General features: G+C 66.3%; 21 protein-coding genes. 6 read left to right on the top strand and 15 right to left on the bottom strand.

Going from position 1 to position 22,564, the window contains the following annotated elements; translation table 11 throughout:
* Positions 1 to 24: 24 nt before the first annotated feature.
* Together RCP38_RS07245 and RCP38_RS07240 are read right to left on the bottom strand one after the other, a co-directional pair.
* Positions 25 to 1,110 (bottom strand): NAD(P)H-dependent amine dehydrogenase family protein, encoded by a 1,086-nt coding sequence (locus RCP38_RS07245; protein WP_308476436.1) that lies wholly within the window; start codon positions 1,108 to 1,110, stop codon positions 25 to 27.
* The gene (locus tag RCP38_RS07240) at positions 1,107 to 2,141 is read right to left on the bottom strand and encodes a Rieske 2Fe-2S domain-containing protein (protein ID WP_308476435.1); all 1,035 of its coding nucleotides are present in this window, start codon (positions 2,139 to 2,141) and stop codon (positions 1,107 to 1,109) included. The genes RCP38_RS07245 and RCP38_RS07240 overlap by 4 nt, the downstream gene beginning before the upstream one ends.
* Positions 2,142 to 2,238: 97 nt before the next feature.
* Between RCP38_RS07240 and RCP38_RS07235 the strand changes: the two genes are divergently transcribed.
* Positions 2,239 to 2,871, top strand: coding sequence for a TetR/AcrR family transcriptional regulator (locus RCP38_RS07235; protein ID WP_308476434.1), 633 nt, complete (start codon positions 2,239 to 2,241; stop codon positions 2,869 to 2,871).
* A 115-nt stretch (positions 2,872 to 2,986) separates the two neighbouring features.
* Positions 2,987 to 3,610, top strand: coding sequence for a cutinase family protein (locus RCP38_RS07230; protein ID WP_308477105.1), 624 nt, complete (start codon positions 2,987 to 2,989; stop codon positions 3,608 to 3,610).
* Between the two features lie 4 nt (positions 3,611 to 3,614).
* Here RCP38_RS07230 and RCP38_RS07225 read toward each other — a convergent pair whose 3' ends face one another.
* The 3 genes from RCP38_RS07225 to RCP38_RS07215 all read right to left on the bottom strand — a co-directional run bounded on the left by RCP38_RS07225 (position 3,615) and on the right by RCP38_RS07215 (position 5,888).
* Positions 3,615 to 4,331, bottom strand: coding sequence for a DUF2652 domain-containing protein (locus tag RCP38_RS07225; RefSeq protein ID WP_308476433.1), 717 nt, complete (start codon positions 4,329 to 4,331; stop codon positions 3,615 to 3,617).
* A gap of 12 nt (positions 4,332 to 4,343) precedes the next feature.
* The gene (locus RCP38_RS07220; protein ID WP_308476432.1) at positions 4,344 to 5,150 is read right to left on the bottom strand and encodes an MBL fold metallo-hydrolase; all 807 of its coding nucleotides are present in this window, start codon (positions 5,148 to 5,150) and stop codon (positions 4,344 to 4,346) included.
* A gap of 183 nt (positions 5,151 to 5,333) precedes the next feature.
* Positions 5,334 to 5,888, bottom strand: a complete 555-nt coding sequence (locus RCP38_RS07215; protein WP_308476431.1) for an ester cyclase — start codon at positions 5,886 to 5,888, stop codon at positions 5,334 to 5,336.
* Positions 5,889 to 5,988: 100 nt separating this feature from the next.
* Between RCP38_RS07215 and RCP38_RS07210 the strand changes: the two genes are divergently transcribed.
* Positions 5,989 to 6,654 carry a TetR/AcrR family transcriptional regulator gene (locus tag RCP38_RS07210; protein ID WP_308476430.1) on the top strand — a complete coding sequence of 222 codons (666 nt, stop codon included), beginning with the start codon at positions 5,989 to 5,991 and terminating at the stop codon, positions 6,652 to 6,654.
* Between the two features lie 8 nt (positions 6,655 to 6,662).
* Here RCP38_RS07210 and RCP38_RS07205 read toward each other — a convergent pair whose 3' ends face one another.
* Genes RCP38_RS07205 through RCP38_RS07185 form a run of 5 tightly spaced genes read right to left on the bottom strand, consistent with a single transcriptional unit; the run spans position 6,663 to position 11,690 of the window.
* On the bottom strand, positions 6,663 to 7,409 hold the full coding sequence (locus RCP38_RS07205; protein WP_308476429.1) for a MerR family transcriptional regulator: 747 nt from the start codon (positions 7,407 to 7,409) through the stop codon (positions 6,663 to 6,665).
* A 9-nt stretch (positions 7,410 to 7,418) separates the two neighbouring features.
* Positions 7,419 to 8,903 carry a flavin-containing monooxygenase gene (locus RCP38_RS07200; protein ID WP_308476428.1) on the bottom strand — a complete coding sequence of 495 codons (1,485 nt, stop codon included), beginning with the start codon at positions 8,901 to 8,903 and terminating at the stop codon, positions 7,419 to 7,421.
* Between the two features lie 12 nt (positions 8,904 to 8,915).
* Entirely contained in the window at positions 8,916 to 9,836 is a 921-nt protein-coding gene (locus RCP38_RS07195; RefSeq protein ID WP_308476427.1) for a ferritin-like domain-containing protein, read from the bottom strand.
* A gap of 37 nt (positions 9,837 to 9,873) precedes the next feature.
* On the bottom strand, positions 9,874 to 10,731 hold the full coding sequence (locus RCP38_RS07190) for an SDR family NAD(P)-dependent oxidoreductase (RefSeq protein ID WP_308476426.1): 858 nt from the start codon (positions 10,729 to 10,731) through the stop codon (positions 9,874 to 9,876).
* Positions 10,731 to 11,690: an alpha/beta hydrolase gene (locus RCP38_RS07185; protein ID WP_308476425.1), complete on the bottom strand. Its 960-nt coding sequence runs from the start codon at positions 11,688 to 11,690 to the stop codon at positions 10,731 to 10,733. Before RCP38_RS07185 ends, RCP38_RS07190 begins: the two co-directional genes overlap by 1 nt.
* A gap of 314 nt (positions 11,691 to 12,004) precedes the next feature.
* Here RCP38_RS07185 and RCP38_RS07180 point away from each other — a divergent pair, with 314 nt between their 5' ends.
* On the top strand, positions 12,005 to 12,781 hold the full coding sequence (locus RCP38_RS07180) for a PE-PPE domain-containing protein (protein ID WP_308476424.1): 777 nt from the start codon (positions 12,005 to 12,007) through the stop codon (positions 12,779 to 12,781).
* 8 nt (positions 12,782 to 12,789) lie between these two features.
* On the opposite strand, the gene RCP38_RS07175 is transcribed toward RCP38_RS07180, so the two are convergent.
* The 3 genes from RCP38_RS07175 to RCP38_RS07165 all read right to left on the bottom strand — a co-directional run bounded on the left by RCP38_RS07175 (position 12,790) and on the right by RCP38_RS07165 (position 16,606).
* Entirely contained in the window at positions 12,790 to 14,706 is a 1,917-nt protein-coding gene (locus RCP38_RS07175; protein WP_308476423.1) for an Ig-like domain-containing protein, read from the bottom strand.
* A gap of 329 nt (positions 14,707 to 15,035) precedes the next feature.
* Complete coding sequence (locus RCP38_RS07170) at positions 15,036 to 15,911, bottom strand: hypothetical protein (protein ID WP_308476422.1); 876 nt, start codon at positions 15,909 to 15,911, stop codon at positions 15,036 to 15,038.
* A 101-nt stretch (positions 15,912 to 16,012) separates the two neighbouring features.
* Positions 16,013 to 16,606 (bottom strand): TetR/AcrR family transcriptional regulator, encoded by a 594-nt coding sequence (locus RCP38_RS07165; RefSeq protein ID WP_308476421.1) that lies wholly within the window; start codon positions 16,604 to 16,606, stop codon positions 16,013 to 16,015.
* A gap of 301 nt (positions 16,607 to 16,907) precedes the next feature.
* Here RCP38_RS07165 and RCP38_RS07160 point away from each other — a divergent pair, with 301 nt between their 5' ends.
* Positions 16,908 to 18,017 carry a hypothetical protein gene (locus RCP38_RS07160; protein WP_308476420.1) on the top strand — a complete coding sequence of 370 codons (1,110 nt, stop codon included), beginning with the start codon at positions 16,908 to 16,910 and terminating at the stop codon, positions 18,015 to 18,017.
* Positions 18,014 to 19,267 (top strand): sulfotransferase family protein, encoded by a 1,254-nt coding sequence (locus RCP38_RS07155; RefSeq protein WP_308476419.1) that lies wholly within the window; start codon positions 18,014 to 18,016, stop codon positions 19,265 to 19,267. The genes RCP38_RS07160 and RCP38_RS07155 overlap by 4 nt, the downstream gene beginning before the upstream one ends.
* Positions 19,268 to 20,094: 827 nt before the next feature.
* Here the strand turns inward: RCP38_RS07155 and RCP38_RS07150 are convergent.
* Together RCP38_RS07150 and RCP38_RS07145 are read right to left on the bottom strand one after the other, a co-directional pair.
* Positions 20,095 to 20,520 (bottom strand): hypothetical protein, encoded by a 426-nt coding sequence (locus RCP38_RS07150; RefSeq protein WP_308476418.1) that lies wholly within the window; start codon positions 20,518 to 20,520, stop codon positions 20,095 to 20,097.
* Entirely contained in the window at positions 20,517 to 22,466 is a 1,950-nt protein-coding gene (locus RCP38_RS07145) for an ATP-binding protein (RefSeq protein WP_308476417.1), read from the bottom strand. Before RCP38_RS07145 ends, RCP38_RS07150 begins: the two co-directional genes overlap by 4 nt.
* Positions 22,467 to 22,564 lie beyond the last annotated feature (98 nt).

Here is a 22,564-nt window from a genome sequence, read left to right as displayed (position 1 = left end):
CGGCCGCGACGACCCCGGCGCCGGTCACTTCCGGAAACGCCCGGCGAATCCGCGCAGCGGCAGGTCGGCACTGGTCAACAGGCCGGGCGGTGCCGCCACCACCGACTTGATCGCGTTGAGGGCCGGGAGCCCGGTCACGGTCATGCCGATGGAGGCGAAGTTGTCCGGGTCGGACAGGTCGATGCCGGGCTTGGGGAAGATCATGTGCTTGTTGTAGACGCACGGGTCACCGGTGACCCGGGTGATGTAGCAGCCCTTGATGTTCCAGTTCGGTTGGGTGAACGGGGTCATCTGCCACTCCAGGTGCGTCTCGACGCGCGGGACGCCGTCCACCATGCCCTGGTACTTGATGTAGCTGCCGCCCAACGAACCCTTGGGCAGGGTGTACCAGCCCAGGTCGACATCCCTGGTGCACGCACCCAGTTCGTAGTCGAACGTCACCTCGTCGAGAGTCAGGTCGAAGCAGTCGGCCATCATCAGCACGCTGTCGGCGAAGACCCGGGTGAACTTCTCCAGCTTGGCCGGGATCTCCGGATCGTCCACCGACTGGCCGTAGCCGACCTCGATCCAGGTGTCCTTGGAGTGGTGGCACGACACGTCGACCGATTCGATGGTGGTGATGTTCTCGATCTCGGCGACGTCGGCCGAACACACCACGCCCAGAATCTGGTTGAGCCCCGGGTTCATCCCGGTTCCGTAGAAGGTCGCGCCGCCCTTCTCGCAGGCCTCCGCCAACAGTTGGGTCACCGGTTTACCCGACGGGTGCGGGTGGTTGGTGTCGCGGTGCCAGCCGGTGATCCAGTCGGCGGTGGTGACGATGTTGATGCCCGCTTCCAGGATCGTGACGTAGAGGTCCTCGTCGGGGAAGACGCCGTGAAAGGTCAGGACGTCGGGTTTGGCGGCGATGATCTCGTCGACGCTGCCGGTCGCGATCACGCCGTTGGGGGCGATCCCGGCCAGTTCTCCGGTGTCCTTCCCGATCTTGTCGGGCGAATAGCAGTGCACGCCCACCAGTTCCAGGTCATCCCTGGCGGCGAACCGACGGATCATCTCGGTCCCGACGTTGCCGGTGGCGACCTGGAAGACACGGACGGGAGCAGCTGCGTTCATGCGGTGGAACCTTTCTGGGCGGTGAGTTCGGCGACCTCGGCGGCGCTGCCGCCGATGCCGTCGGGATAGAACTGTTTGGCCCACTGGCGAATCGCGGTGAAGCCCTCGTATTCGGCGGTCGCCAGGGCCGGCGGGTCCGAGTAGCGCTGATGCGACCAGATGTGGATGTCCTGCTCGAACTGGCGGATCACCTCGCGGCCGAAGTCGGCGCCGCGCGCTGCGGCGCGTTCCGGGTCGCCGGACGGTGAACGGCCGATGTAGACCATGAAGCGGACGTCGGAGGTGGAGTCGTCGACCGGTGTGATCGCCGAGATGGTGCGGTTGTCGATCATGCCCCAGCTCCTGGTCACCGCGATGCCCAAGCCGCCGTTGATGGCGTTCACGCCGCTGTTGACGTCTTCGATCTTCTGCCCGTCGTCGCCCTCGAAGGTGATGGTGAAGTCGACGTAGGAGACCGGCTCGGCGAAGTCGTGTCGGGTGAAGACGGGCACGATCGGGGTCTTGTGTACGTACTTGAAGTGGGCGAAGTCCACGCCGTTCTCCAGGACGTACTGCGGGTGTAGCTCCAGCCCTTGCCGGAACAGCCGCTGCTGCGGGTAGTAGTCCGCGGCCGTGCGGTCGTCGAAGTCGGCGAAGACGTCCGGCGGGTCGAAGAACGGCTCGCGCCCGTGCGCATCGTTCCAGATGTAGACCGATTCGTTTCGTTCGACGACCGGATAGGTGGTGATGCGCCGACCGCGGTTGGGCTTGTCCTGGTAGGGAATGCAGACGTTGCGCCCCTGGGAGTTCCACTGCCACCCGTGGAACGGGCACTGCAGGACCTCGCCGCAGACGGTGCCGCCGTAACCCAGGTGTGCGCCGAGGTGTTCGCAGTAGGCGTTCATCACGGTGAGGTGGCCGGACTCGGCCCGCCAGGCGATCATCTCCCGGCCGAAGTACTTCATCGTGTGGACGTCACCGATGCCGATCTCGTTCGACCAGGCGACTTGAAACCAGCCTGTCGGGTTCATCGACAACGGCGGTTTGGCCATGCCAACGTGTCCTCTCCGTGCGCGAGTGCGTTCTGCGGTGAACAGACTACGCCAGAATCATAGTGGGCACTATGGAAATTTTGTTAGGATTCGGCGGATGGCTCAACCGGAGACGCGGCGCACCAACAAGCGGGGGCAGGCGACCCGCGAGGCGATGCTGGATGCCGCCGTGCGCTCGCTGGCCACCGGCGACCCCGGTGCGGTCTCGGCCAGCCGGATCGCCAAGGAGAGCGGTGCCACCTGGGGGGCGGTGCAGTACCAGTTCGGCGACGTCGACGGATTCTGGGCCGCGGTACTACACCGCACCGCCGAACGCCGCGACGCCGCGATGACGGCGTTCGGCAGCGTGAAATCCGAAGCGCCGCTGCGGGAACGCGTCGCGGCGATCATCGACACCCTCTATGACGGGCTGGCGGCACCGGATTCCCGCGCGATCGAGAACCTGCGGGCCGCGCTCCCCCGGGATCCCCGGGAACTGGAACGCCTGTATCCGCGCACCGCAGCGGAACTGCATTCCTGGGGCAAGAGCTGGCTGATGACCTGCCACGCGGCCTTCGCCGATCTTGGCGTCGACCCCCAGCGACTGCGCGAGGTCGCCGCCCTGATCCCCGGCGCGATGCGCGGTCTGGTCTCCGAGCGCCAACTCGGTTCCTATGCCGACCTCGACGAGGCCCGTCGCGGACTCACCAATGCGCTGGCGGGTTACCTCGAAGGCTCCCGGGGCAGCTGACCGGATCCTCTCGCGGCGACAGAACGCGGGCGGCCCGCTACCATCCACCTTCGTGACCGAATCCCTGGCCCGCCGAACGCGGCTCGCAGTCGCGAGCGCAGTGCTGGCGGCGACGATGTCGACCGCCCCCGTCGTGCTTCCCGCGGGGACACCCGGGGCCGCCGCACCCGCAGGCGCGGCCTGCCCCGACGTCGAAGTGGTGTTCGCCCGTGGACGTCTGGAACCGGCCGGCGCCGGCGCGGTCGGCAATGCGTTCGTCAGCGCGCTGCGGTCGCGAACCTCGAAATACGTCAGCCTGTACGCGGTGAACTACCCCGCCGACAACCAGGTGGACCAGGGCGCCAACGACATGAGCGCCCACATCCAGAAGACCATCAACGGTTGTCCGAACACCCGCATCGTGGTGGGTGGCTACTCCCTGGGGGCCGCGGTCAGCGACATCGTCCTGGCGGTGCCCTTCCAGGTATGGAGCTTCAACAATCCCCTGCCGCCGGGCGCCGACGAGCACATCGCCGCGGTCGCGCTGTTCGGCAACGGCAGTCAATGGGTCGGTCCCATCACGGCATTCAATCCGACCTATAGCGATCGGACCATCGAGCAGTGCCACGGCGCCGATCCCATCTGCAACCCCGCTCACCCGGACACCTGGGAGGAGAACTGGCCGCAGCACCTGGCCAGTGCCTACATCTCGTCGGGAATGGTGAACCAGGCGGCCGACTTCGTCGCCGGAAAGCTGTAGCGGCTCAGCCCCTCGAGAGTTCGGGAGCACCGCGGCCCACACTGCGGAATCCCTCGCAGGGTTCCTTCACCCCGATCACGAACGGCAATCTGCTCCACCGCAGTTTCATTCGGTCTGCCAGCCCCAGTGCAGCCTGTGGTTGCACCACCGAGCGATCCAGCCCCAGGTAGTAGGTGGGCAGCGATCCCAGACCCTCGAACTCATGGATCAGCTCGGTGCAGTCCTGACGGACCGGATCGTCGAGGCACTGCGCGACGGCGTCCGTCATCAGCACATATTCTGCTACCGGCACTTGGTTTTTCAGCATCCGATGCACCAGGATGACGTCGACGCCGGCCAACTCGGTACGCCGCTTGACCTTCTGCTCGGCCACCTCGCCCTGATGCGCGACGAACTTCAGCGACAGGCTCGCCACCTGCCCGCAGCTCCCGCAGTCGCATTGGTTGCCGGTGTCGAGCTGCGCCTGGCGATCGAGGAAGGCCCGATGCATCCGCGCCAGCCGCTCACCCACCAGTGTTCGGGCATCTCCGTCGGGCGCCCAGAAGAAGGCGGCATCGCCCTCCAGCTTCGCCAGCTTCATGCCCTTGGCCGCATCGATGACCGACTCCAGCAGTGTGGCGACCGCCGTCTGGGCACACAACAGTTCGCCGCGATTCCAGTTCATGTAGGCGGTGTACCCGCCGATGTCGGCGATGACGAGCACTGCGCGCCGGATGGCCATGGTTCCCGCAGTTTAGTCCGCGTCGGCCGCCTGCGATACGGCCTGACGATAAAGATGCGGGTCGTGCGCGTTGACGATCAGCAGGTCCGGCGCGCCTGATTCCTGCAGTTCGGCCAGCCTGCGCTGATTGCCTCGGACCTTCTTCCAGTCGTAGGCGGTGATGCGCTCCATCAGCGTGAGCGCCCCGGGTGTCCGACCGGCGCCGCCGATCTCGCCGCGGTGGTAGAAGGAGTCACCGGCGTGCAGGATCCAGCGGTCCCCGGCGTCGACGGCGACCGCCGCATGGCCGCGACTGTGACCGGCCAGGTCGATCAGCACGATGCCCTCGGCGATCTCCGTAAGTTCTTTGGCCCCGGGAAAGCCTCGCCAGCTCTCGGCCTCGGCTGCGGAGTGCTCCACCAGCAGTGGGCCGTGGTCGCGACAGGCCGGCAGATAGCGCTGCTTTTCGGTGAGCGTTCGCGGATGCTGTGCGGCGGCGGCCTCGGCGCCGGTGAGGTGAACACGCGCCCAGGGAAAGTCCGCGGCACCGCCGACGTGGTCGGCGTCGAAGTGGGTCAACACGATGTGGCGGACGTCGGTGGGGTCGAAGCCCAGTTCCCGAACCTGGTTGATCGCGGCCTCATTCGGGTCGAAGGCCGGGCGGATCAGGAACCGCGCCGGCCCGAATCTCGGCCCCGGTGTCGCGCAGTCACGTAATCCGAGCCCGGAATCGACCAGGACCAGACCGCCCGGCGTCTCGATGAGCAGGACGTGACAGATCAGCCCATCCGGGGCGCCCAGCGGCCGCATGGTGCCGCAGCTGAGATGGTGGATCTTCATCCGAAGGCGGCCTTCATTTCTGCCGGGGTGGCGGGATCTCCGCCGAGCATAGCCGGATCGATGACCCGGATCGGTTGACCTCCGTCCCAGCAGCCGGCGGCCCCGTTGAGGTCGACCGGCCCTCCGGCCGCCGGTCGGGTCCGAGACCTCCGATGAGTGCGCGCATGAGAATCTTTCTGGGGGTTAGAGGTCGGCCGGCGGGGTGTTGAGCAGACGCGGATCGGGTTGGCCGGACATCGCGAGCAGCCCGCGCAGCCCGCGGAGCACCAGCGGCCAGTTGCGCGGGTCGCGCAGGTTCACCCCGCCCAGTAGCTGCTTGAGCATGGTGAGGCTGTCGAAGTAGATCCGCTCGCTGACCAGGTTCTCGTTCTCGTCGAAGACGAAGTACGCCGACATCCGGGTCCGGTGCCGCGCACCGGTCGGCGGGATGGTGCCCAACGGGCCCAGATGTGTCCCCAGTAACCAGAATTCGACGATCACCGCATCGGCGCTGTGGCGCAGCGCGATGATCTCGTGGTCTTGATCGGGGAAGGCCACCCGGGTGTCGCGGTAGTAGCCGCGCACCTCGTCGTCGCCGTCGTGGACGGTCAGCGTCGGGATGATCTCGTAGTGCGGATGCGGAAACGTGGCCAGCACGTCGTCCCAGTCCTGCCGCACCTCGTCGTGAAAGTGGTCCAGGACGAGCTTTTCGCGGGCGCGCAGCACCTCGGCGGACGGGATGGCGTAGCGGTCGGTCATCGGGGCCCCTGCCTGATCATTATTCCCACACCGTGGGAATAAATGCACGATAATCCCACAGCGTGGATATCTGCAAGGGTTCCAGGGGAGAATGATCGCCATGACCACTCCGCGGCGCGGCCGTCCGCCCAAGACGCAGGCCCAGTTGACCCGGGCCGCGATCCGCGAGGCGGCCTTGGCGGTGATCGACCGCGACGGTATCGCGGCGCTCAGTATGCGTTCGGTCGCCCAGCTGCTCGGTGTGGACGCCAAGAGCCTGTATCACCATGTCACCGACAAGGACGACCTGCTCGACGCCGTGGCCGAGCATCTCCTGGGCCAACTGCGGGTACCGGCGGCCACCGGCGTGCTGCGCACCGATTTGACGGCCCTGGCCCACGAGTTCCGGCGGGTGACGCTCGCACATCCCGAGGCGGCGAGCCTGGTGCTGACCCGTCAGCTGTCAACCCTGTCCGGTCTGGCACCGGTCGAGGCCATCCTGTCGGTACTGCGCCGCGCCGGCGCCGACCCCGAACACGCGGTGCACCTGGTACGGGTCTTGGTGGCCGGGTTGATCGGCATCCTGATGCGCGAAGTGTCCGCAGGCCCGACGTTCGGCAGCAGCGATCCCGCAGACATCGCCGCTCGGCAGCGGGCCCTGGAGGATTCCGGCCTGCCGGAGGTCACCGCAGCCGCGCCCTACCTGGCCCGATTCGACAGCGACCGGGAATTCGACTCTGCAATAGATCTATTCGTGGATGTCGTGGCATCCCGACTGGCCGGCTGACGGCCGGCTCAGCGCTCCGCACTCTCCTGCCGGTACTGGCGCAGCTCGGCGCGCACCGCGGCATCGAACGCGCGGTCCAGACTCGCGTGCGCCGCCCGCCGTGCCACTCGGCGCAGAGCGTCGACAAAGTCTGCGGCCCAGGCGAGTTCATCGTCGTCGGTGGGCAACCAGCCGGTTCCGCGCTGGCGTACCACTTCGGTGTAGCCACTGCGGGTCAGCGCTCGGGCGACCTCATCCATCTTCTCGTCGACCACGGCGCTGACCTCGAGCATCGCCGACAGCGGCGCACCCCGCGCAACCAGCGTGCCGAAGTCTTCGATCAGACGCATGTCCGGCACCAGATAGACATCGGGCTCGGTGGTCTCCTGGATCACTCCCCCGCCGACCAGCCGCCGCAACGTCGCGGCGTCCACCGTGCCCAGCTGTTCCTCCAACTGGACGCGCGTCAGCGTCTTCTGCACCGGGTGCGACCACGGTGCCGTGACGAGTTCGCCCAGATCGGCGAGGTCCAAGACCTCGACCAGATCCGCGCCGCGCTGCAGCCCGGTGAGGAATTTCAGAATGTGCTTGACCGTGAAGCCCTCGCCGAGCAGCCGAATGATCGCCTGCAACTGGCGTAGGTGCCGGTCGGTATAGATCGCGACCCGGCCCCGACGCAGCGGCCGCGGCAGCAGGCCGCTTTCCTGGTAGACCCGGACGTTGCGCGTGGTCGTCCCCGCCCGTCGCGCAAGATCGTCGATCCGGTACTCCGTCACCAACGCATCCTATGCAGTCAGGACGGGTTCGCTGCTCACCTTCGACACGGTGATCTTGAAGTCGTCCAGGTTCACGCTCTTGAGTTGGTTGACGTACTGAGTGGCGAATCCCGGGTACATGGTGGCGTTGAACCCGTCCTCGGTCAGATACCAGCTCTGGCATCCGGAGTTCCAGGTCGTCGATTCCAGGCGCCGCTGAATCTCCTTGTTGTAGCGAGCCTGCACCTCCGGCCGTACATCCAGGGACTTCCACTCGAATTGCACGAGTTTCGCGATCGCGTCGACGATGTAGTCGATCTGGGCTTCCATGTAGACCAGAGCCGAGCTGTGGCCCGGCCCGGAGTTCGGCCCGAAGGTGAAAAAGAGGTTCGGGTAACCCGAGACCGCGACGCTGCGGTAGGCGTAGGCACCCCTGCTCCACTCCGAGGCCAGCTCACGGCCGTCGATTCCGGTGATCGGGATCGGGGCGCCCGCTTTCGACACCTCGAATCCGGTGGCGAAGACGATGGCGTCGAATTGGTGCTCGATGCCCTCGACGGTGCGAATCCCCTTGGGCGACAATCGGGCGATCGGCCAGGTGACCAGCTTGCAGTTGTCCGCCTGCAGGGCCGGATAGTAGTCACTGGTCATCAACAGTCGCTTGCAACCCGCGGAGAAATCCGGGGTGAGCTGTCGCCGAAGCCACGGATCCTTCACCTGCACACGCAGGTTCGCCAGGCTCAAGGCTTCCACCAACCGGGTGAACGGGGTGTCCCACACCACCCCGACCGCAACCGATTCATGCCCCCAGAACCACGCGGAGCGCATCAACTTCTCCGCGAACGGCACATCCCGGTAGATCCTCTTCAGCCAGCCACCGGTGGCGGTGTTGATCCGCGGCAGCACCCAGCCCGGGGTGCGCTGGAACACCTTGACCGACCCGGCCACCTTGACCAGTTCCGGAACGATCTGTACCCCGCTGGCGCCGGTGCCGATGACGGCGACCTTCTTGCCCTCGAAGTCGTAGTCATGATCCCAACGGGCGCTGTGGATCTTGTGTCCCTCGTAGGTCTCGATACCGGGGATGTCGGGGAAGCTGGCATTGGCCAGCGGGCCGGAGGCGACGATGACGGTTCTGGCCCGTACCGGCTCGCGGCCGGCGAGATCGATGATCCATTCGCCGGCATCTTCGTCATAGCCGAGACCCAGGACGGTGTGGTCGAACCGGATATACGGTGCGATCCCCGATGTGTCGACCATCCGGTCGATGTAGGCGAGGATCTCCGCGCTGCCCGAGTAGGTGTGCGACCAGTCCGGGTTGGGCGCAAAGCTGTAGGAGTACAGCCGCGACGGGATGTCGCAGGCCGCGCCGGGATAGGTGTTGTCACGCCAGGTCCCGCCGACCCGCGAATCGCGTTCGAAGATCGCGAAATCGGTGATGCCCTGGTCTTTGAGGCGGATGGCGGCGCCGATACCGGCGAACCCGGCTCCGATGATGGCTGCGGTGATCGTCATGGTCAGGGTCCTCTAGGCGACGGGCTCGTAGGTGAGTTCTGCCGACCAGGTCGGCGTGTGCTGCACCAGGGCCGGCGGGATGACACCGGTGATCTTGACCAGCGAATCGGCTAGCCAGTGGTACTTCGAGGTGCGGTCGATCACCTTCTTGCCGTGCCAGGAGATGACCTGATACATCGGCACCCGACGGGCGAAAGCGCTTCGCTCGCCGACGCTCCGGAATCGCCGCATCGCCTGGTAGAGCCGTTCTTCATCGACGCCCATCGCCACGATGTTGTCGCGCATCTTGTTCAGCAGCGGGAAGTAGCTCAAGGTCCCGATCAGCAGCGTCGGGTTCATCCAGCTGCCCACGAAATCCACGGCCAGCTTCCGCAGGTCGGCATGGCCCAGGATGTCCATCACCTCGAAGTCGACCGCCAGGTGCCGGGATTCGTCGGAGTTGATCCGCTTGAAGACTTCTTGGGCCACCGGGTCTTTGACCTCGTCGGTGATGAACTTGATCAGCGCGCCGTCCAGCGCCACTTCCAGCATCGGAATGACGGTGCCCAGTATCGACAGCGACATCGAGTCGGAGAATTTGTCGAGCCAGGTGATCACCAGTTGCACGTTGACGCTCGGCGGCGGGATCTCGTCGTCGTCGAGCATGCCCCACCGCCGCATCAGTGCCAGCTCGGCGTTGGCGTGCTTCTGCTCCTCGGCGTGGAAGTGCTCGTAGATGCTCTTCAGCGTCGGGGTCGGGGCCTTCTTGGCCAACGCGGCGAACCCGCGCGCTCCGACGTTCTCGATCCACATCAAGTCGGTCATGAACGGCTTGAGCTTGGCCCACAACTGCGGCTCGATGAGCTCGGCGCCCGGCGCGTCCCAGTCGATGTCGACCAGGGACCACTGCTTGTCCTTGATCTTCTGCAGCATGTCGTCGAGATCCATCGCCATGATCGGCACTTCCTTCCCGGGGATGAACGGTCGCGGGTCAGTTCTGCGGCAGCACCCGGCCGAGTAGGCCGGCGCCGCGGGCGTAGAGCGCGGGGAAATGCCGCTTCAAATGCCAGATGACGGTGGCGTCGATCTGCGGCACCATGTACAGCCGGCCGTTGTCGTGTGCGTCCAGAGTGCGCGCCGCGACGTTGTCCGCCGACAGTCCCGTCCACCGGGCCAGCTGCTGGGACAGACTCATCGAGCCCGGGGTGATGCGGCCATCGGTGAAGACATTGGTCCTGACGAAGGTCGGGCAGAGCACGGTGACCGCGATATCGGTGTTGGCCAGTTCGGCGGCCAGGGTCTCCGACAGCGACATCACGCCGGCCTTGGACACGTTGTAGGCCGCCATCGTCGGGGCCGCGGCGAACCCCGCCGCCGAGGCCACGTTGATGATTCCGCCACGCCCGCCCTCCCGCAGCAGCGGGGTGAAGACCTCGCAGCCGTAGACCACGCCCCACAGGTTGATGCCGAGGGCCCAGTCCCAGTCCTCGAAGCCGATGTCGCCGACGGGTTTACCGCCGATACCGACACCGGCGTTGTTGATCACCAGGGTGGGCGCACCCCCGAAAATCTCCTGGGCCCGCTCGGCGAGTGCCTCGACCGCACTGCGGTCGGAGACATCGCACCGCACGGCATGCCCGGTTCCGGTGGGCATCGCCTCGATCAGCGCCACGGTCTCAGCGGCCCGGTCGGCGTCGATGTCGGCGCAGATCACCTCGCCGCCGCGGCGGGCGAGTTCCAGGGCGAACGACCGGCCGATACCGCTGCCGGCGCCGGTGACCACCGCCTTGGCGTCGGTGGTGCGGCGCGGGCCGCGAAAGACGTCGAGTACCGAGTCCAGACCGAACATCACTTCACTCCTTCGAGTTCACCGGATCGCGTGTCGTCGTAGGCGTCGGCGATGAACGCCGCCGCGCGACGCAGCGCCGGCACGGCCTCGGGCGCCAGGCGCGGCAGCGCTTGGAAGACATGCACCATGCCCGGCCACACCTCCAGGGTGCTGGTGCCGCCGGCCCGCCGCACTTCGCCGTCCAGGTACCGGGCGTCGGCGCTGAGCATCTCGCGATCACCGACCTGGATGAAGACCGGCGGCAACTGTGCCGCCTCGGCGAAGTCGAGTCGCAGGCGTGGGTGATCCCGGTCCAGACCCCGGGTATAGAGGCCGACCATCCGCCGCGCCGCGGTGGCCGACATGGCGGGGTCTCGCCGGACGGCTTCCTGCCGGTGGGCCAACGTCAGGGTCAGATCGATCAGCGGCGAGAACAGCACCACGCCCGCGGGCCGGAAATCCGCTTCGCCGGCGTGCGACAGCAACAGGTCACAGGTCAGGTGTCCGCCGGCGGAGTCCGCACCGATCACGATGTCGGATCCCGCATAGCCCTGCGCCAGCAGCCATCGATAGCCCGCCTCGACGTCCTCGGCGGCAGTCGGGAACGGGTGTTCGGGCGCCAGCCGATAGTCGACGACATACATCGGCAGGCCGGTGGCCTCGGACAGGCGGGCGACGAGTTTGCGGTGGGTCGACGGCGAGCAGAGCACGTAGGCGCTGCCGTGCACGTAGTAACCGACCCGGTCGCCGAACTCGACGCCCGGTCCGAGTACCCATTCGCCACGGATCCGGGGCCCGTTCACCGGGATGACCCTGGTCCCGTCGGGCAACGATCCGAACGTCCGCATGATGGTGGCGAGCAGCCGTCGTCCGAACCAGATACCGGGCCGGTTCATCGGGATCACACTGGTCAGATTGCCCAGCGTCCAGCGCGCGACGACGGCCGACAGCCTCGCACGCGCGGTCGCAGTGGTGGGCACCGCCGGAAGCTCGGAGGCATCAGGTCTCACGCCCCAAAGAACATCACCGACCGTGCCAGTTGTCAATGGCACGGTCAGTGATGTCGTGGTTGCGCGCAGCCGCGCATCCTGAGCCCCGCATCGTTTGACTCCGCTTGAGGTTTCTTACGATTCCGCAGATTAAATTGTCAGGCTTTGAAATAATTCTGCTGTTGCGTTCCGGTGCCACAGCGCACGACGACATCCGCCACGGCGGGGATGCCGGACAACGAAATCACGTACCCAGCAATGCAGTTCGACGACACCATCAGTGATCTTGCGAACAAGGGGAACCCATGAAGCGAATCTATCTCGGCGGAATCCTCGGCGGCGCCCTCTGCGGTGCGGCGCTGGCATTCGCCGGTGCGGCCAATGCCGAGGCCTACACGTTCGACAACTCCGAATTTCTTTACGGCTCGACCAGTGCGTTGGTTCTGGGTCCGACCGGCATTGCGACGCCGAGCGACAACTACATCAGAAACGGCATCGACTTGTACCTCGAACCACTCGGGTACCAGGGCAGCGTTGAATCGTCGGAGGCGCTGACACTGCCCAACTCCTACGACTTCTTTGAGAGCGTGCCCGGTGGTGAACAGATCCTCATCGACGCGGTCCTCGCCGACTACGAGGCCGGCGAAATGGGCTGCGACGACGGCGTGTGCAGCGACCCACTGACTATTTTCACCTACTCCCAGAGCAGCCTGGTGGCCTCCTACGCCCAAGACGACCTCATGGAGGCCGGCGTCCCCACCGATGCGTTGCGTTTCGTGATGCTCGGCGCCAACCCCGAGGCCGTCCCCAACGACCTGTACCCCACCGAAATATTCAATATCGACGGGGATGTCTTCGCAGCGAACCTGGGCGAAAGTTGGCTCAACCTGCTGTTCGGGAACACAAGTTGGGCGGACGTGGCGTACGGGTTGGGACTCCACAACGCCTACTTCGGCTTGACTGCCGACCAGATCGATGCGGCCACATCAGTGACCGATGGACTGACCACCATCAACGAGATTCCCACTCTGACCCTCCCGGAGCTGATCGGGGCGCTGATCAACGCGTTCTTCGCGGTGTGACGCGGTAATCACCGCACCGCGACCGGCCCCAGCCCGGCGGGCACGTCGGAGATGAGTTGCGGCAGACCCGGCGTGCCCGGATCCAGCGGTGCCGGCGACGCGGGTGCCGGCGTGGTGCCGATGGTCCAGTTCCCGTCGGCGCCCGCGGTGTAGGCCAACCAGACCCGGTCGACACCGGCTTGCGCTTTGGCGGCCTTGAGCTGTTCGTTGTGATAGCCGGTGCGCGGTACCGCGAATTCGCCCTGCCCGATACAGCCCAGTCCCCCACCGCCGAATTGACCGGTGCCGGTGCTGATGTGCCAGCCGTCGGCTCCGCGGCATGCGTAGTGCAGGAACTGACCGCAGCCCTCGGCTTGGAATCGGCCGTCGCCGTTGTGCACGGCGCACTGCTGGACCGAACTGGACAGCGGCTGCCCGTAGGACCAGCTCCAGACGAAGCCGGCCAGCTGGTCGGTGTGCGGGTCGAGGAAGTTCGGGCCGGGCCAGTTGGTGCCGCACCGCATCATGTCGCGGATCTGGTCCCCGGTCATCGGCTGGGTGTTGCCGCCGCCGGCGAGCACGTCGACCAGTGTGTTGGAGTCGAAGAACCGGGTGAACGAGTTCTCGAATTCCGACCGGCTGAAGTGGCAGTTCGGGTACTGCACGGTGACCGGCATCCCCTTCTCGATGACGTTGTGGTCGTTGAAGCCCAGGGCGTCCCACGCCGCATTGCGACCGCAGCCCCTGGTGTAGAGCAGCACCTGCTTCCCGCTCGCGCGGATCTGGGCCAGCGTCACGTCGCGGGGAACGGATGCCGTGGCACAGGTTGCGCCGGGCGCCACCTGGGTGGGACGGAACAGCAGGTCACGCGCCGACGTGTTGCCCAGTGTGCTCTCGATGACGGCCGCTCCGGCCGGCAGTGACTTGCTGATGTCGTCGACCGAGTCGTTGAGCCGGTTCTCCACATACAGGACGATCACCTGATCGGGGTGCGCATCCAGCCAACCGCGGATCTCCTTGAAGCCCGCGACGGCGGGGCGTTCGAAGGTGCAGCCCAGGTGATCGTCGAAGCCGTGGCACAGGATCGGCGCGTAGCCGCCGGGTGCGCCCAGGCTCGGGTACCAGTGCACGTCGAGTTCGAGGAACCGCATGTCCAGGTTGAGCTGGTCGACCAGTGAGTACAGCTGATCCGGGTCCATCCCCGACAAGGTGGGCGGGACGTTGGCGTTGGTGTAGTTGAACGAGTTATGGGTCGCCGGCAGCTGCGCCTCGCGCAGCGGCAGGGTCAGGTTCAGCCGATACTGCTCGGCCAGCGCACGGTGGACCGGCCCGGCCAGGTAGTCCCGGACCGATGGTTCGCCGATCGGGCTGCCGTTGCGCAGCGCGCAATAGTTGATGGGGCCGTTGACCACTCGGCACTGACTGGCCACCAACTGCGCCGCGGCGTCCAGCGTCTTGCAGGCCGTCGCGAGTTGACCGGTCGCGATGTCGAAGCAGGCGCTGATCAGCCCGTGCTTATTGCCGCCGAACCAGCTGCAGGCCTCCACCGACCCGACGGTGCTGCACGCCTGCACCAGGGGGTCGGTGATGCCGCCGATCGCCGTGCACACCGGGTCGAAGGCCGGACCCAGGTCGGTGCACGCGGTGGCCAGCGACGGCGGTGCCGCGGCGGGCGACAGCACCTGAATGCCGACGACGGCCGGATCCGAGACTCCCACGCCGTCGGTCGCGGCGTAGCTGAACGCATCGGCACCGACGAAGCCCTTGGCCGGGGTGTAGGTGAACGTCGAGCCGGTGACGGTGACGGTGCCGTGCGCGGGAGCGGCGACGACGGCGAATTGGGTGGCCGGGCCGGCCGGGGCGGTGATCAACCCCGCGGTCACCGGCGTGCCGGTGGTGGTCACGGCCACCACGTTCTGGGCCTGGGCGATCGCAGCCGATGGCACCCCCGGTACCCCCGAAGCGATCCCCGCACCGCCGAAAGCGACTGTCAGGGCAGCGAATAGCGCCGACCACCGCAGCCTGCGGGTCGCGATCCTGGCCGTGGCATCGCACCGGTGGTGCCGCCGAGAACGTTCAACTGCCGCCCCAAAGACCACAGGTCAAACTCCTCATTCGGTTACGACACCGACTCGCTCACGGAACACTCCTGCAACGTCCGTAACAATGAGGTCTATAAATCACACCGGTAACACGACATGATCACAGGTAGAACTCAATAAATTCTTGGGATTAACTTGGCTTAGGGTAATGGCCGCGCGGGGCCGGGACCGTTTCAGAGATCCGGCAGCAGAGCACCCGGGTCACCCGGGTCGTCGACATCGCCGAGATCGGGCGGCGGTGCGTCGTTGAGCGGCGACGGGTCGGCACCGATCGCCTCTGCGACGGATCGCGGCAGAAAATTCACCAGCGCATCGACGAAGCCCGTCTGCTCGGCCGTCTCGAAGGGTGCGAGAACCCCTGCCAGGCCGGGGCTTTCACTGTTGAGATAGGCGTTGAGGATCTCGGCCGGGGCGCCGATCAGCCCGCTCAGCGCGCCGCCGATGTCCCCCGCCGACAAGTCGTCGATGAAATCGCGCCCCACCGTTTCCACTTCGGCGATGACGGCCTGCAGAGAACTCAACGCGGCAAGCCCCACCGGCACCTGCAGGGCATGCAGCACGGCCGTCGCCGCGTTCACGATGTTCCCGATGACGTCGATGGGGATCGCCACCAGCCGATCCACCAACCCCAAGACCGGAAAGGCGCTGATCACCATGATGATGGCTTCCGACAGGGCCGGCACGATATCGCCGGAGGAGATCGAGTCGAAGAGGCTTTCGAGCTGACCCGGCAGGTTCTTCAGCCCGTCGACCACCGACTCGGCGGTATCACCGATCGCATCGACCGTCCGCTGCAGGTAGTCGCCCCAGTTGTCGACGAGTTGGGCCGCGGTCGGCAGCGGGTCGTCCAGCCAGTGTTCACCGATGGTGACCAGGTTGTCGAAGGTGTTGGTCACCAGATCGACGTACGGATCGAAGGGCGAGGCGGTCAGCGCGACCGACGGAACGACGGCCACCGAGCGCGGCGGCAGGTGCGCCGGCGCGATGAGCGTTGCGGCGACCAGCGCCGCGATGCCGACGCCGATACCGGAATGACTGACAGATCCCACGACTCTCATTTCATGACTGGAGCCACTACGGTACCTGTGAGGACGCTGAGCGACGATGGTAATCGGGGTTTCGGTGTGGCTGCCGCCGGGTTCGCCGCGGCTCAGCGCGTCCGGACCAACGGGGATGCCATCAGCATGTCGGTGACATGGTCGACGAAGACGGTTCTGTCCTCGCCGAGGTTGCCCTCCGTCCATTCGATGAACAAGGAGATGACGGCGCCGAACACGGTCGCATAGTGCATCTTGACCCGCGGCGTTTCGGCCGTGGGATCGGTGTAGTCGCCGAACGCGGCCGTTGCGAGTCGGCGAACGTAGCGGCGTAACCGGAGGTCCGCGACCGGTTCGATCAGCAGGATCCGACAGATACGCGGGTCGTCACGGACCAGCAGTGCCGCCGCGTCGACCCGGCGCCGGGTTTGCACGTGCAGCGTCTCCGCCGGGTCGCCCGCGGTGTCGTCGATGGCGGCCAATGCCCGCTCCAGGGTGGTGCGATACACGGTGTGCAGCAGTTGGTCGCCGTCGGTGAAACTCTCGTAGAAGAACTTCTGACTGAGTCCGGCCTGGCGGCACACCGCCCGCATGGTCATCGCCGACACCCCACCGGTTCCGACCAGTTCGATACCGGCCTGCACCAGCCGTTCGCGGCGTTGGGCCGCGCGCGCCTCGGCGAGATGGCCGCGGTAGGGCCTGGACATTCTGCGAGCGTAGCGCCCCGTCCGGGCGCAGCGATGTCGGTCTTGACGCCCGTCGCACAATCGGGAAGCATTCGCTTTCGGAAGCAGCCGCTTCCACATAGGCCCGCGGGTGTCGGACGATGCGATCGCCGGGCGAGCCGTACGGCCGGCTTTCCCCGCGCGGCCGCGACACGGAGGTAGCAGATGGCGGTATCCACCGGCGAGCCGTACCGATTCCCGCGGTCTGCGCTGCCGAACCCGGCATCCTCATCGACGATCCGGCACCCCGGTATCGCCACGACCCACGGGTGGTGATGCCGAGATGACCGAGACCCCCAACGGTCCCGACGGCCATGACCGCCCGGAGATCGCAGCCTGGAACCGACTCGTCGACGCACTGCGTGATGCGGGCACCCGACTGGCTGCCGATACCGCCGAATTGTCCCGCATAGAACAGGCGGACGGCTTTCGCGCGCTGCTCCGCGCGGTGACAAATCAGCTCGCCCGATTCGAGGTCGATCGCGACCGGCCCGAACTGGTCGCGTTCAATCAGTGGCGTCAGAAATTCATGATGGACAATCCCGATTTCCAGTATTGGGTAGCCGACGTCCGCGCCGACGGCCGGTACCGGATTCGGGGCAACCGCGCCGATGCGCACTACGTCTCGATCACCGCCTACGCGACCGCCGGCGGCGACGCTCAGGCGACCTCGCGCATCGACAGCGACACGCTGCACTTCGACGAGTTCGGGAACTACGACGTCGTCGTGGGTGGTGAACCTGTTCCGGGAAGCGACTGGCTGGGTTTGCCCGAACGCGCCTCGGCGATCTGGGTGCGGCATTTTCATGAGCGGGTACACACCGACGAGATCGGCTGGTGTCGCATCGATCCGGTGGGCACACCACCGGTTCCGCAGCCCATCGCACCGGAGCGGTTCGCCGCTCAGCTGACCAAGCTGGCCACCATGGCCTCCCTGGTCCCCCAGATCTGGTCGACGGCACGCGCTGCCGATGAGCAGAATCTCAACCGATTGCGGCACTGGGACGAGATGAGCGGCGGCGCCGTCTTCACCGAACCCGGCATTCATTACCTGCGCGGCGGATGGCGGTTGGCCCCGGACGAGGCTCTGGTGATCGAGGGCGAGCTGACCCCCTGCCGCTACTGGAACATCTTGGCGTACAGCCGGTTTCTCAACTCACTCGATCACCGCTACCGGCCCGTCTCCTACACCGGTGCCACCGCAACTCTGACCGGCAACCGCTACCGGTTCGTGGTCTCGGGAACCGCCCCGGCGGCTGCGGCGGGCGACTGGATCGACACCGAGAATCGGCCCTTCGGGGTGCTCGTCATGCGATTCCTGCAACCGGAGCGTCCCCCGGAACTGCCCACCGTGCGTCGCATCGCGCTCGCCGATCTGGACGGGCAGTCATGAGCGGCTGGGTCGCCCCGCCACGTAGCCCGGCCGCACTGCAGGCCTACGCCGCCGCCGAACACGACCGCGGGCTGGCGCCGCAGAAGTATCGGCTCGGCGCCGATGCGGTGCAGTCGGTGGTCGACCGCGCCTGCCGCGGCGCCGACAGCACCGTTCTGGGGCCCGCCGCGGCGTGGCGGCCCGGGCTCGTCGAATACCTCGGCTCGGCGGCCGAGGACGGCCGACTCAATGCCCTGGGTGCGCTGACGGTGCAGAACACCGCGGTGGGCCGCCTGGTCGCGCGGTGGCGGATCGCCGAGTATCTGCGCTCGCATCCCGACGTGGAACGGCGGCCGGTAGGCCCGCCGATCGTCATCATCGGTGGCTGGCGCACCGGCACGACCTACCTGTTCCGGCTGCTGGCCCAAGACCCGCGGCTGCGTGCGCCGCTGCCCGCCGAGCTGGGTCTGCCGTGGAAGCTGCCGGGCGAACTGGCTCCCGAAGTGCGCGAGCAGCGGATCCAGGCAGCGGCTGCCGCCAACCAGATGTTGCACATCCTCAACCCCACCATGGCCGCGGTCCACGACTCCGGGCCGCAGATGGCCGAGGAATGTGTGTTGGGCATGGGCACGACGCTGTGTAACTGGGGGTTCACGGCGACGACGCGGTTGAACGGTTACGCACGTTGGCTGGCCCGGCAGGATCTGTCCGAGGAGTACCGCCAGCATCGCCGCATGCTGCAGATTCTCGACGGCTGCGACGGGCGCCGCTGGGTGCTCAAGGCACCGGCGCATACCGCCGAGCTCGATCACCTGATTGCGACCTACCCGGGCGCCTGCATCGTGCAGCTGCACCGCGACGTCGTACCGACCGTCGCCTCCGGGGCGAGCCTCTTTGCGACGTATCGCTCGACCTACAGCGACGAGGTCGACGGCGCGGACGTGGGCCGAACCCAGCTCGATCAGACCGAACTGTGGCTGCGGCGAGCACTGGGCGTCCGCGAATCCGATGCGGCGCAGCGCGTTACCTGGGTCGACGTGCAATACACCGATCTGGTTTCCCGACCTGAGCAGACGCTGCACCGGATCTACGCCGGCGCGGAAATGGACAGCCCCGATGTGGCCGCGATGCTGGACCGGAACGAGGTGGTCCATTCACGCGATGCCCACGGCAAGCATCGCTATTCAGCCGCCGAATTCGGCCTCGACCCCGGCGAAGTGCGCGAACGGTTGCGCTTCTACACCAATGCGTTCGAGGTGCCGGCCGGCTGAGCCGACGTAATAAAGGAGACTTAGTAGGGCTGTTTAGCGTCGGGTGATGGTTGACGGATCGTGTTCGGTTGATCCTTGACACTCCGGGTTAGTGGTTAGGCCTGTTCGCGGGTGCGTAGGGCCCTTTTGTTTCGTACCGGGTCGCGACTGGCTCTGGCGGCGGTTTCGACCAGATGGCCGGGCCCGCCCCGGACGGACTCCGACGCGCTGGTCCTCCGGTGCACCACGAAGGCCGGTGCCGTCTAGGGCGATGCGTCCGCGGTGCTGGTGCCGTACGCCTTCTTCGGCCCCGACGCCGTCCCGTTCGTCCCCCGAGGGCGATCCGATCCCCGAGCTGTCGCCCGACGACACCCAGGTGGCCATCCACACCGGCAAGGTCGGGCTGATCGTTCCCCGTCTCGCGGGAGGAGTGGGAGGCAGGGCGACGCGGCCGCGCTCATCTCCGAGGCCTCACGGGAGGCGCTGGTGCGCAAGGCCAACCGCGCCTTCCTGACCGAGGCTGCGCCGGTCGCGCCCGCACCAACCCGCCCGCTGGCCTGCTAAGCCGGCCGCTGACCGTGGGCACGGGCGACGTCGTGACCGCCGGGAACCTCGACGCGGTGATGGCGGCCATCGCTAACGCCGAGACCGCCGGCGGCCAGGCGACGCACATTCTGGCGCACCCGCTGGACTGTGCGCCGCTGCCGGCGCTGACGCTCGCCGCCGACAGCAACGCCGCGCTACTCGGCCCTGCCCCAGGGCAGGTAACCCTCCCCATGGGCACATCGCCCCACGGATGGCATTGCGCCTCTAATGTCGCCGGGGTCCGGGACTTCAACCTCGCGCGGTCACTCGCCCCTGCAGCGGGACTCCAGCTCAGCCCGCAGCCACTTCCGGAGGTCTCGGATAGCGTCGTTGATGATCGCTCCCACAATGTCGTTGCATCGCGGGTCGGTTGCGTCGCACCGCGTGAACTCGATCGTCAGGGTGCCCTGAAATACGAGCAAGTCGTCGCCGCCGTCGAACGACGCGACCGATTGATAGATCGCACTGTCCTTCGCTGAGCGATCTTCAGGCGCGTGATGGGTCAACTCGTGCTGGACGTCGGTGAACTCATTGTCGGCGATCGACGCGATGGAGTCGGGATCGCTAAGCAAGCTTTTGGACAGCGCCGTGTCGATCACCGCCGTCAGCTTCACCCGTCCGTTGTCACCGAACTCGACCTCGACCGTCGGAGGATTGCCCCCGTTACCATGTTCGTCTCCGCTCGTCATGCCGGCCTCTTCTTCCCGAAGCGGGAGCCCGCGAGCACGTTGATGCGCTGTTCGACATTGATCAGGCCGAGGACCGTAGCGGTGAGCGCCTCCGGAGACGTCCAGCTGTCAATGTTGGCGTTGTTCACGCGGATGACGTCATCCCCGTCCACTGCGTACAGCGGCTGACCCGACATCTTGTGGGCATGCATCACCTTGGAGATCACCTCGTCCTCGTACACACCTTTCACAAGATCGACGACGTCTTCGGACGCTGCCTTCGGATACTGCTCAATCCAGTACTGGAATTCAGACTGGAACAGCGGGAACGACAGATTGAAGTGCACCGTCCCGTAGGATCCATCAACGCAATCGGCCTTGTCGAAGCGTGCAGCATGGGCACCCTCATCCTCTGGAAAATGGCTGTCCCAGCAGGTGTTCGGGATTCCGTCGGATGAGCGTCGCACGGCGCCGAACCGCTCACCGCTGCGATCCTCGTTGAGGAGCGCCGTGCCCCCAGTGCCGCCGGTGTCCTGGCGGCCAGGAGACGAGGATTCACTGGGGCGAGGCTGGTTCGGCCGCTTTGCCTTGACGTGCACACGTGACTCGCCGGTGCGCGCGCCGGAATCGTTGCCGGCCGTCCTCCCGAGGGCATGCTCGATCAGCTTCACGGGACGGAACCGCGTCGCCAGCCGAGATGCGATGCGCTTTAGGCGCTCTCGGCGCTCGGTGCTGTCGGCAGGCGACGACCGAGATTTGCGGAACTCCGCGAGCGCGTCCTGGATCGGCTTGGGCATGTTGAGCGCGAACGAGTCCTCCCACTCAGCCCACGGCAGCGGGGTGCCACCTTTCGAGAGAAGCTGACCGCGTGACCCCTGCGGGAATACGCCCCAATCCGGACGGCCTTCTTCGTACTTGGGCGGCGTCAGGACGAGCCACAGCCTGTTCCTGAACTCATCGATCAGGCCGAATGGGCGGTAGTCCCGTACGGTCGTCTTACGTTCGTACGCCTCACCCTCGTAGGCGAGGCAAATGTGCGGAGTGGCCGGTCCGTCCGTCTGACCGCGGGTGACGATGTCTTCTCCCGCGAGGTACCAGTCCACCCACGTGTCGTGCTTGAGCTTGAACCTGCCGCGCTGCGCGGCGGCGGGGATGTAGGCCAACGAGCCGCGGGCGCGACGCCAGTCCAGGGACAGCAACGTCCCACTCGGTGATTCCAGCGCGTCCTTCTGCCAAGTGCCCGGCTCACGCTTGGTCCGATCCTCAACCTCGGCGACTCTCACCGTCACGCCCTCCGGGATCTGGAGGAACCGGGAATTGATATAGATGATGATCCCGCGCTTCACCTTGTCCTCGCCGCGATCGATATCCCCTCGGTGGGTGTCGTCGTCGGGCGCTTTGCCGAGGAACAGGAACACCGTGCCCTGGCCAGCCTCCTTGATCTCCTTGGTCTTCAGCTCGGCGACGTCTACCCCGATCTCGTCGAGGTAAGAGGGGGCCACGACATCCTCGACCGAGCCGTCGTCGTCGACCTCGAAGTCCTTCAACTCCCAGTAGATCTTGCCCGCCCGCGTAACCCGGTGGATCCAGATCATGCAGCCCTCGGGGTCATCCTTCGTCCACGACGCAACGATGATCCCGTACGGATTCCATTCGTAGCAGGACGATTTGAATCCCTGCCCGAAGTTCTGGGTCAGCCCGATCGGACGTCCGCCGCCGCCGAAGGACATGAGGAATATCTTGATGTCCTCGGGGCTCATCCCGATGCCGTTGTCGGCGATGTACCGGCGGAGTACGCCCTTCGACTTGAATCCCTGCGGCTCGACGCCGAACTCAATTGACGTGGCCTGAGCCTGGATCCCGTTGACAAGAGCTTCCCGAGCCCACTGCCACTTCTCGCCGGCCTCGTATGCCTGGCGAATCAAATAAGCGGTGCCCTCCTGGGACACCGACGCAATACTTCCCATCAGGTTCTCCTAGTTTGCTAGGAACGGCGGCTAGGCAACTAGCTTCCGCTCAGGCCCGGCAGTGCGGACCTTGCACCGAGGTTACCCCGATCACCGAC

It is taken from the genome of Mycolicibacter sp. MU0083 (genome assembly GCF_963378075.1).
GTDB lineage: Bacteria > Actinomycetota > Actinomycetes > Mycobacteriales > Mycobacteriaceae > Mycobacterium > Mycobacterium kokjensenii.
This window is presented reverse-complemented; position numbering and strand designations above follow the sequence as displayed.

What these genes read in the sequence shown, in the direction of transcription:
- RCP38_RS07245 (WP_308476436.1), bottom strand. Translation starts at nt 1,110, where the DNA reads ATGAACGCAGCTGCTCCCGTCCGTGTCTTCCAGGTCGCCACCGGCAAC.
- RCP38_RS07240 (WP_308476435.1), bottom strand. Translation starts at nt 2,141, where the DNA reads ATGGCCAAACCGCCGTTGTCGATGAACCCGACAGGCTGGTTTCAAGTC.
- RCP38_RS07235 (WP_308476434.1), top strand. Translation starts at nt 2,239, where the DNA reads ATGGCTCAACCGGAGACGCGGCGCACCAACAAGCGGGGGCAGGCGACC.
- RCP38_RS07230 (WP_308477105.1), top strand. Translation starts at nt 2,987, where the DNA reads ATGTCGACCGCCCCCGTCGTGCTTCCCGCGGGGACACCCGGGGCCGCC.
- RCP38_RS07225 (WP_308476433.1), bottom strand. Translation starts at nt 4,331, where the DNA reads ATGGCCATCCGGCGCGCAGTGCTCGTCATCGCCGACATCGGCGGGTAC.
- RCP38_RS07220 (WP_308476432.1), bottom strand. Translation starts at nt 5,150, where the DNA reads ATGAAGATCCACCATCTCAGCTGCGGCACCATGCGGCCGCTGGGCGCC.
- RCP38_RS07215 (WP_308476431.1), bottom strand. Translation starts at nt 5,888, where the DNA reads ATGACCGACCGCTACGCCATCCCGTCCGCCGAGGTGCTGCGCGCCCGC.
- RCP38_RS07210 (WP_308476430.1), top strand. Translation starts at nt 5,989, where the DNA reads ATGACCACTCCGCGGCGCGGCCGTCCGCCCAAGACGCAGGCCCAGTTG.
- RCP38_RS07200 (WP_308476428.1), bottom strand. Translation starts at nt 8,903, where the DNA reads ATGACGATCACCGCAGCCATCATCGGAGCCGGGTTCGCCGGTATCGGC.
- RCP38_RS07195 (WP_308476427.1), bottom strand. Translation starts at nt 9,836, where the DNA reads ATGGCGATGGATCTCGACGACATGCTGCAGAAGATCAAGGACAAGCAG.
- RCP38_RS07190 (WP_308476426.1), bottom strand. Translation starts at nt 10,731, where the DNA reads ATGTTCGGTCTGGACTCGGTACTCGACGTCTTTCGCGGCCCGCGCCGC.
- RCP38_RS07180 (WP_308476424.1), top strand. Translation starts at nt 12,005, where the DNA reads ATGAAGCGAATCTATCTCGGCGGAATCCTCGGCGGCGCCCTCTGCGGT.
- RCP38_RS07165 (WP_308476421.1), bottom strand. Translation starts at nt 16,606, where the DNA reads ATGTCCAGGCCCTACCGCGGCCATCTCGCCGAGGCGCGCGCGGCCCAA.
- RCP38_RS07160 (WP_308476420.1), top strand. Translation starts at nt 16,908, where the DNA reads ATGACCGAGACCCCCAACGGTCCCGACGGCCATGACCGCCCGGAGATC.
- RCP38_RS07155 (WP_308476419.1), top strand. Translation starts at nt 18,014, where the DNA reads ATGAGCGGCTGGGTCGCCCCGCCACGTAGCCCGGCCGCACTGCAGGCC.
- RCP38_RS07150 (WP_308476418.1), bottom strand. Translation starts at nt 20,520, where the DNA reads ATGACGAGCGGAGACGAACATGGTAACGGGGGCAATCCTCCGACGGTC.
- RCP38_RS07145 (WP_308476417.1), bottom strand. Translation starts at nt 22,466, where the DNA reads ATGGGAAGTATTGCGTCGGTGTCCCAGGAGGGCACCGCTTATTTGATT.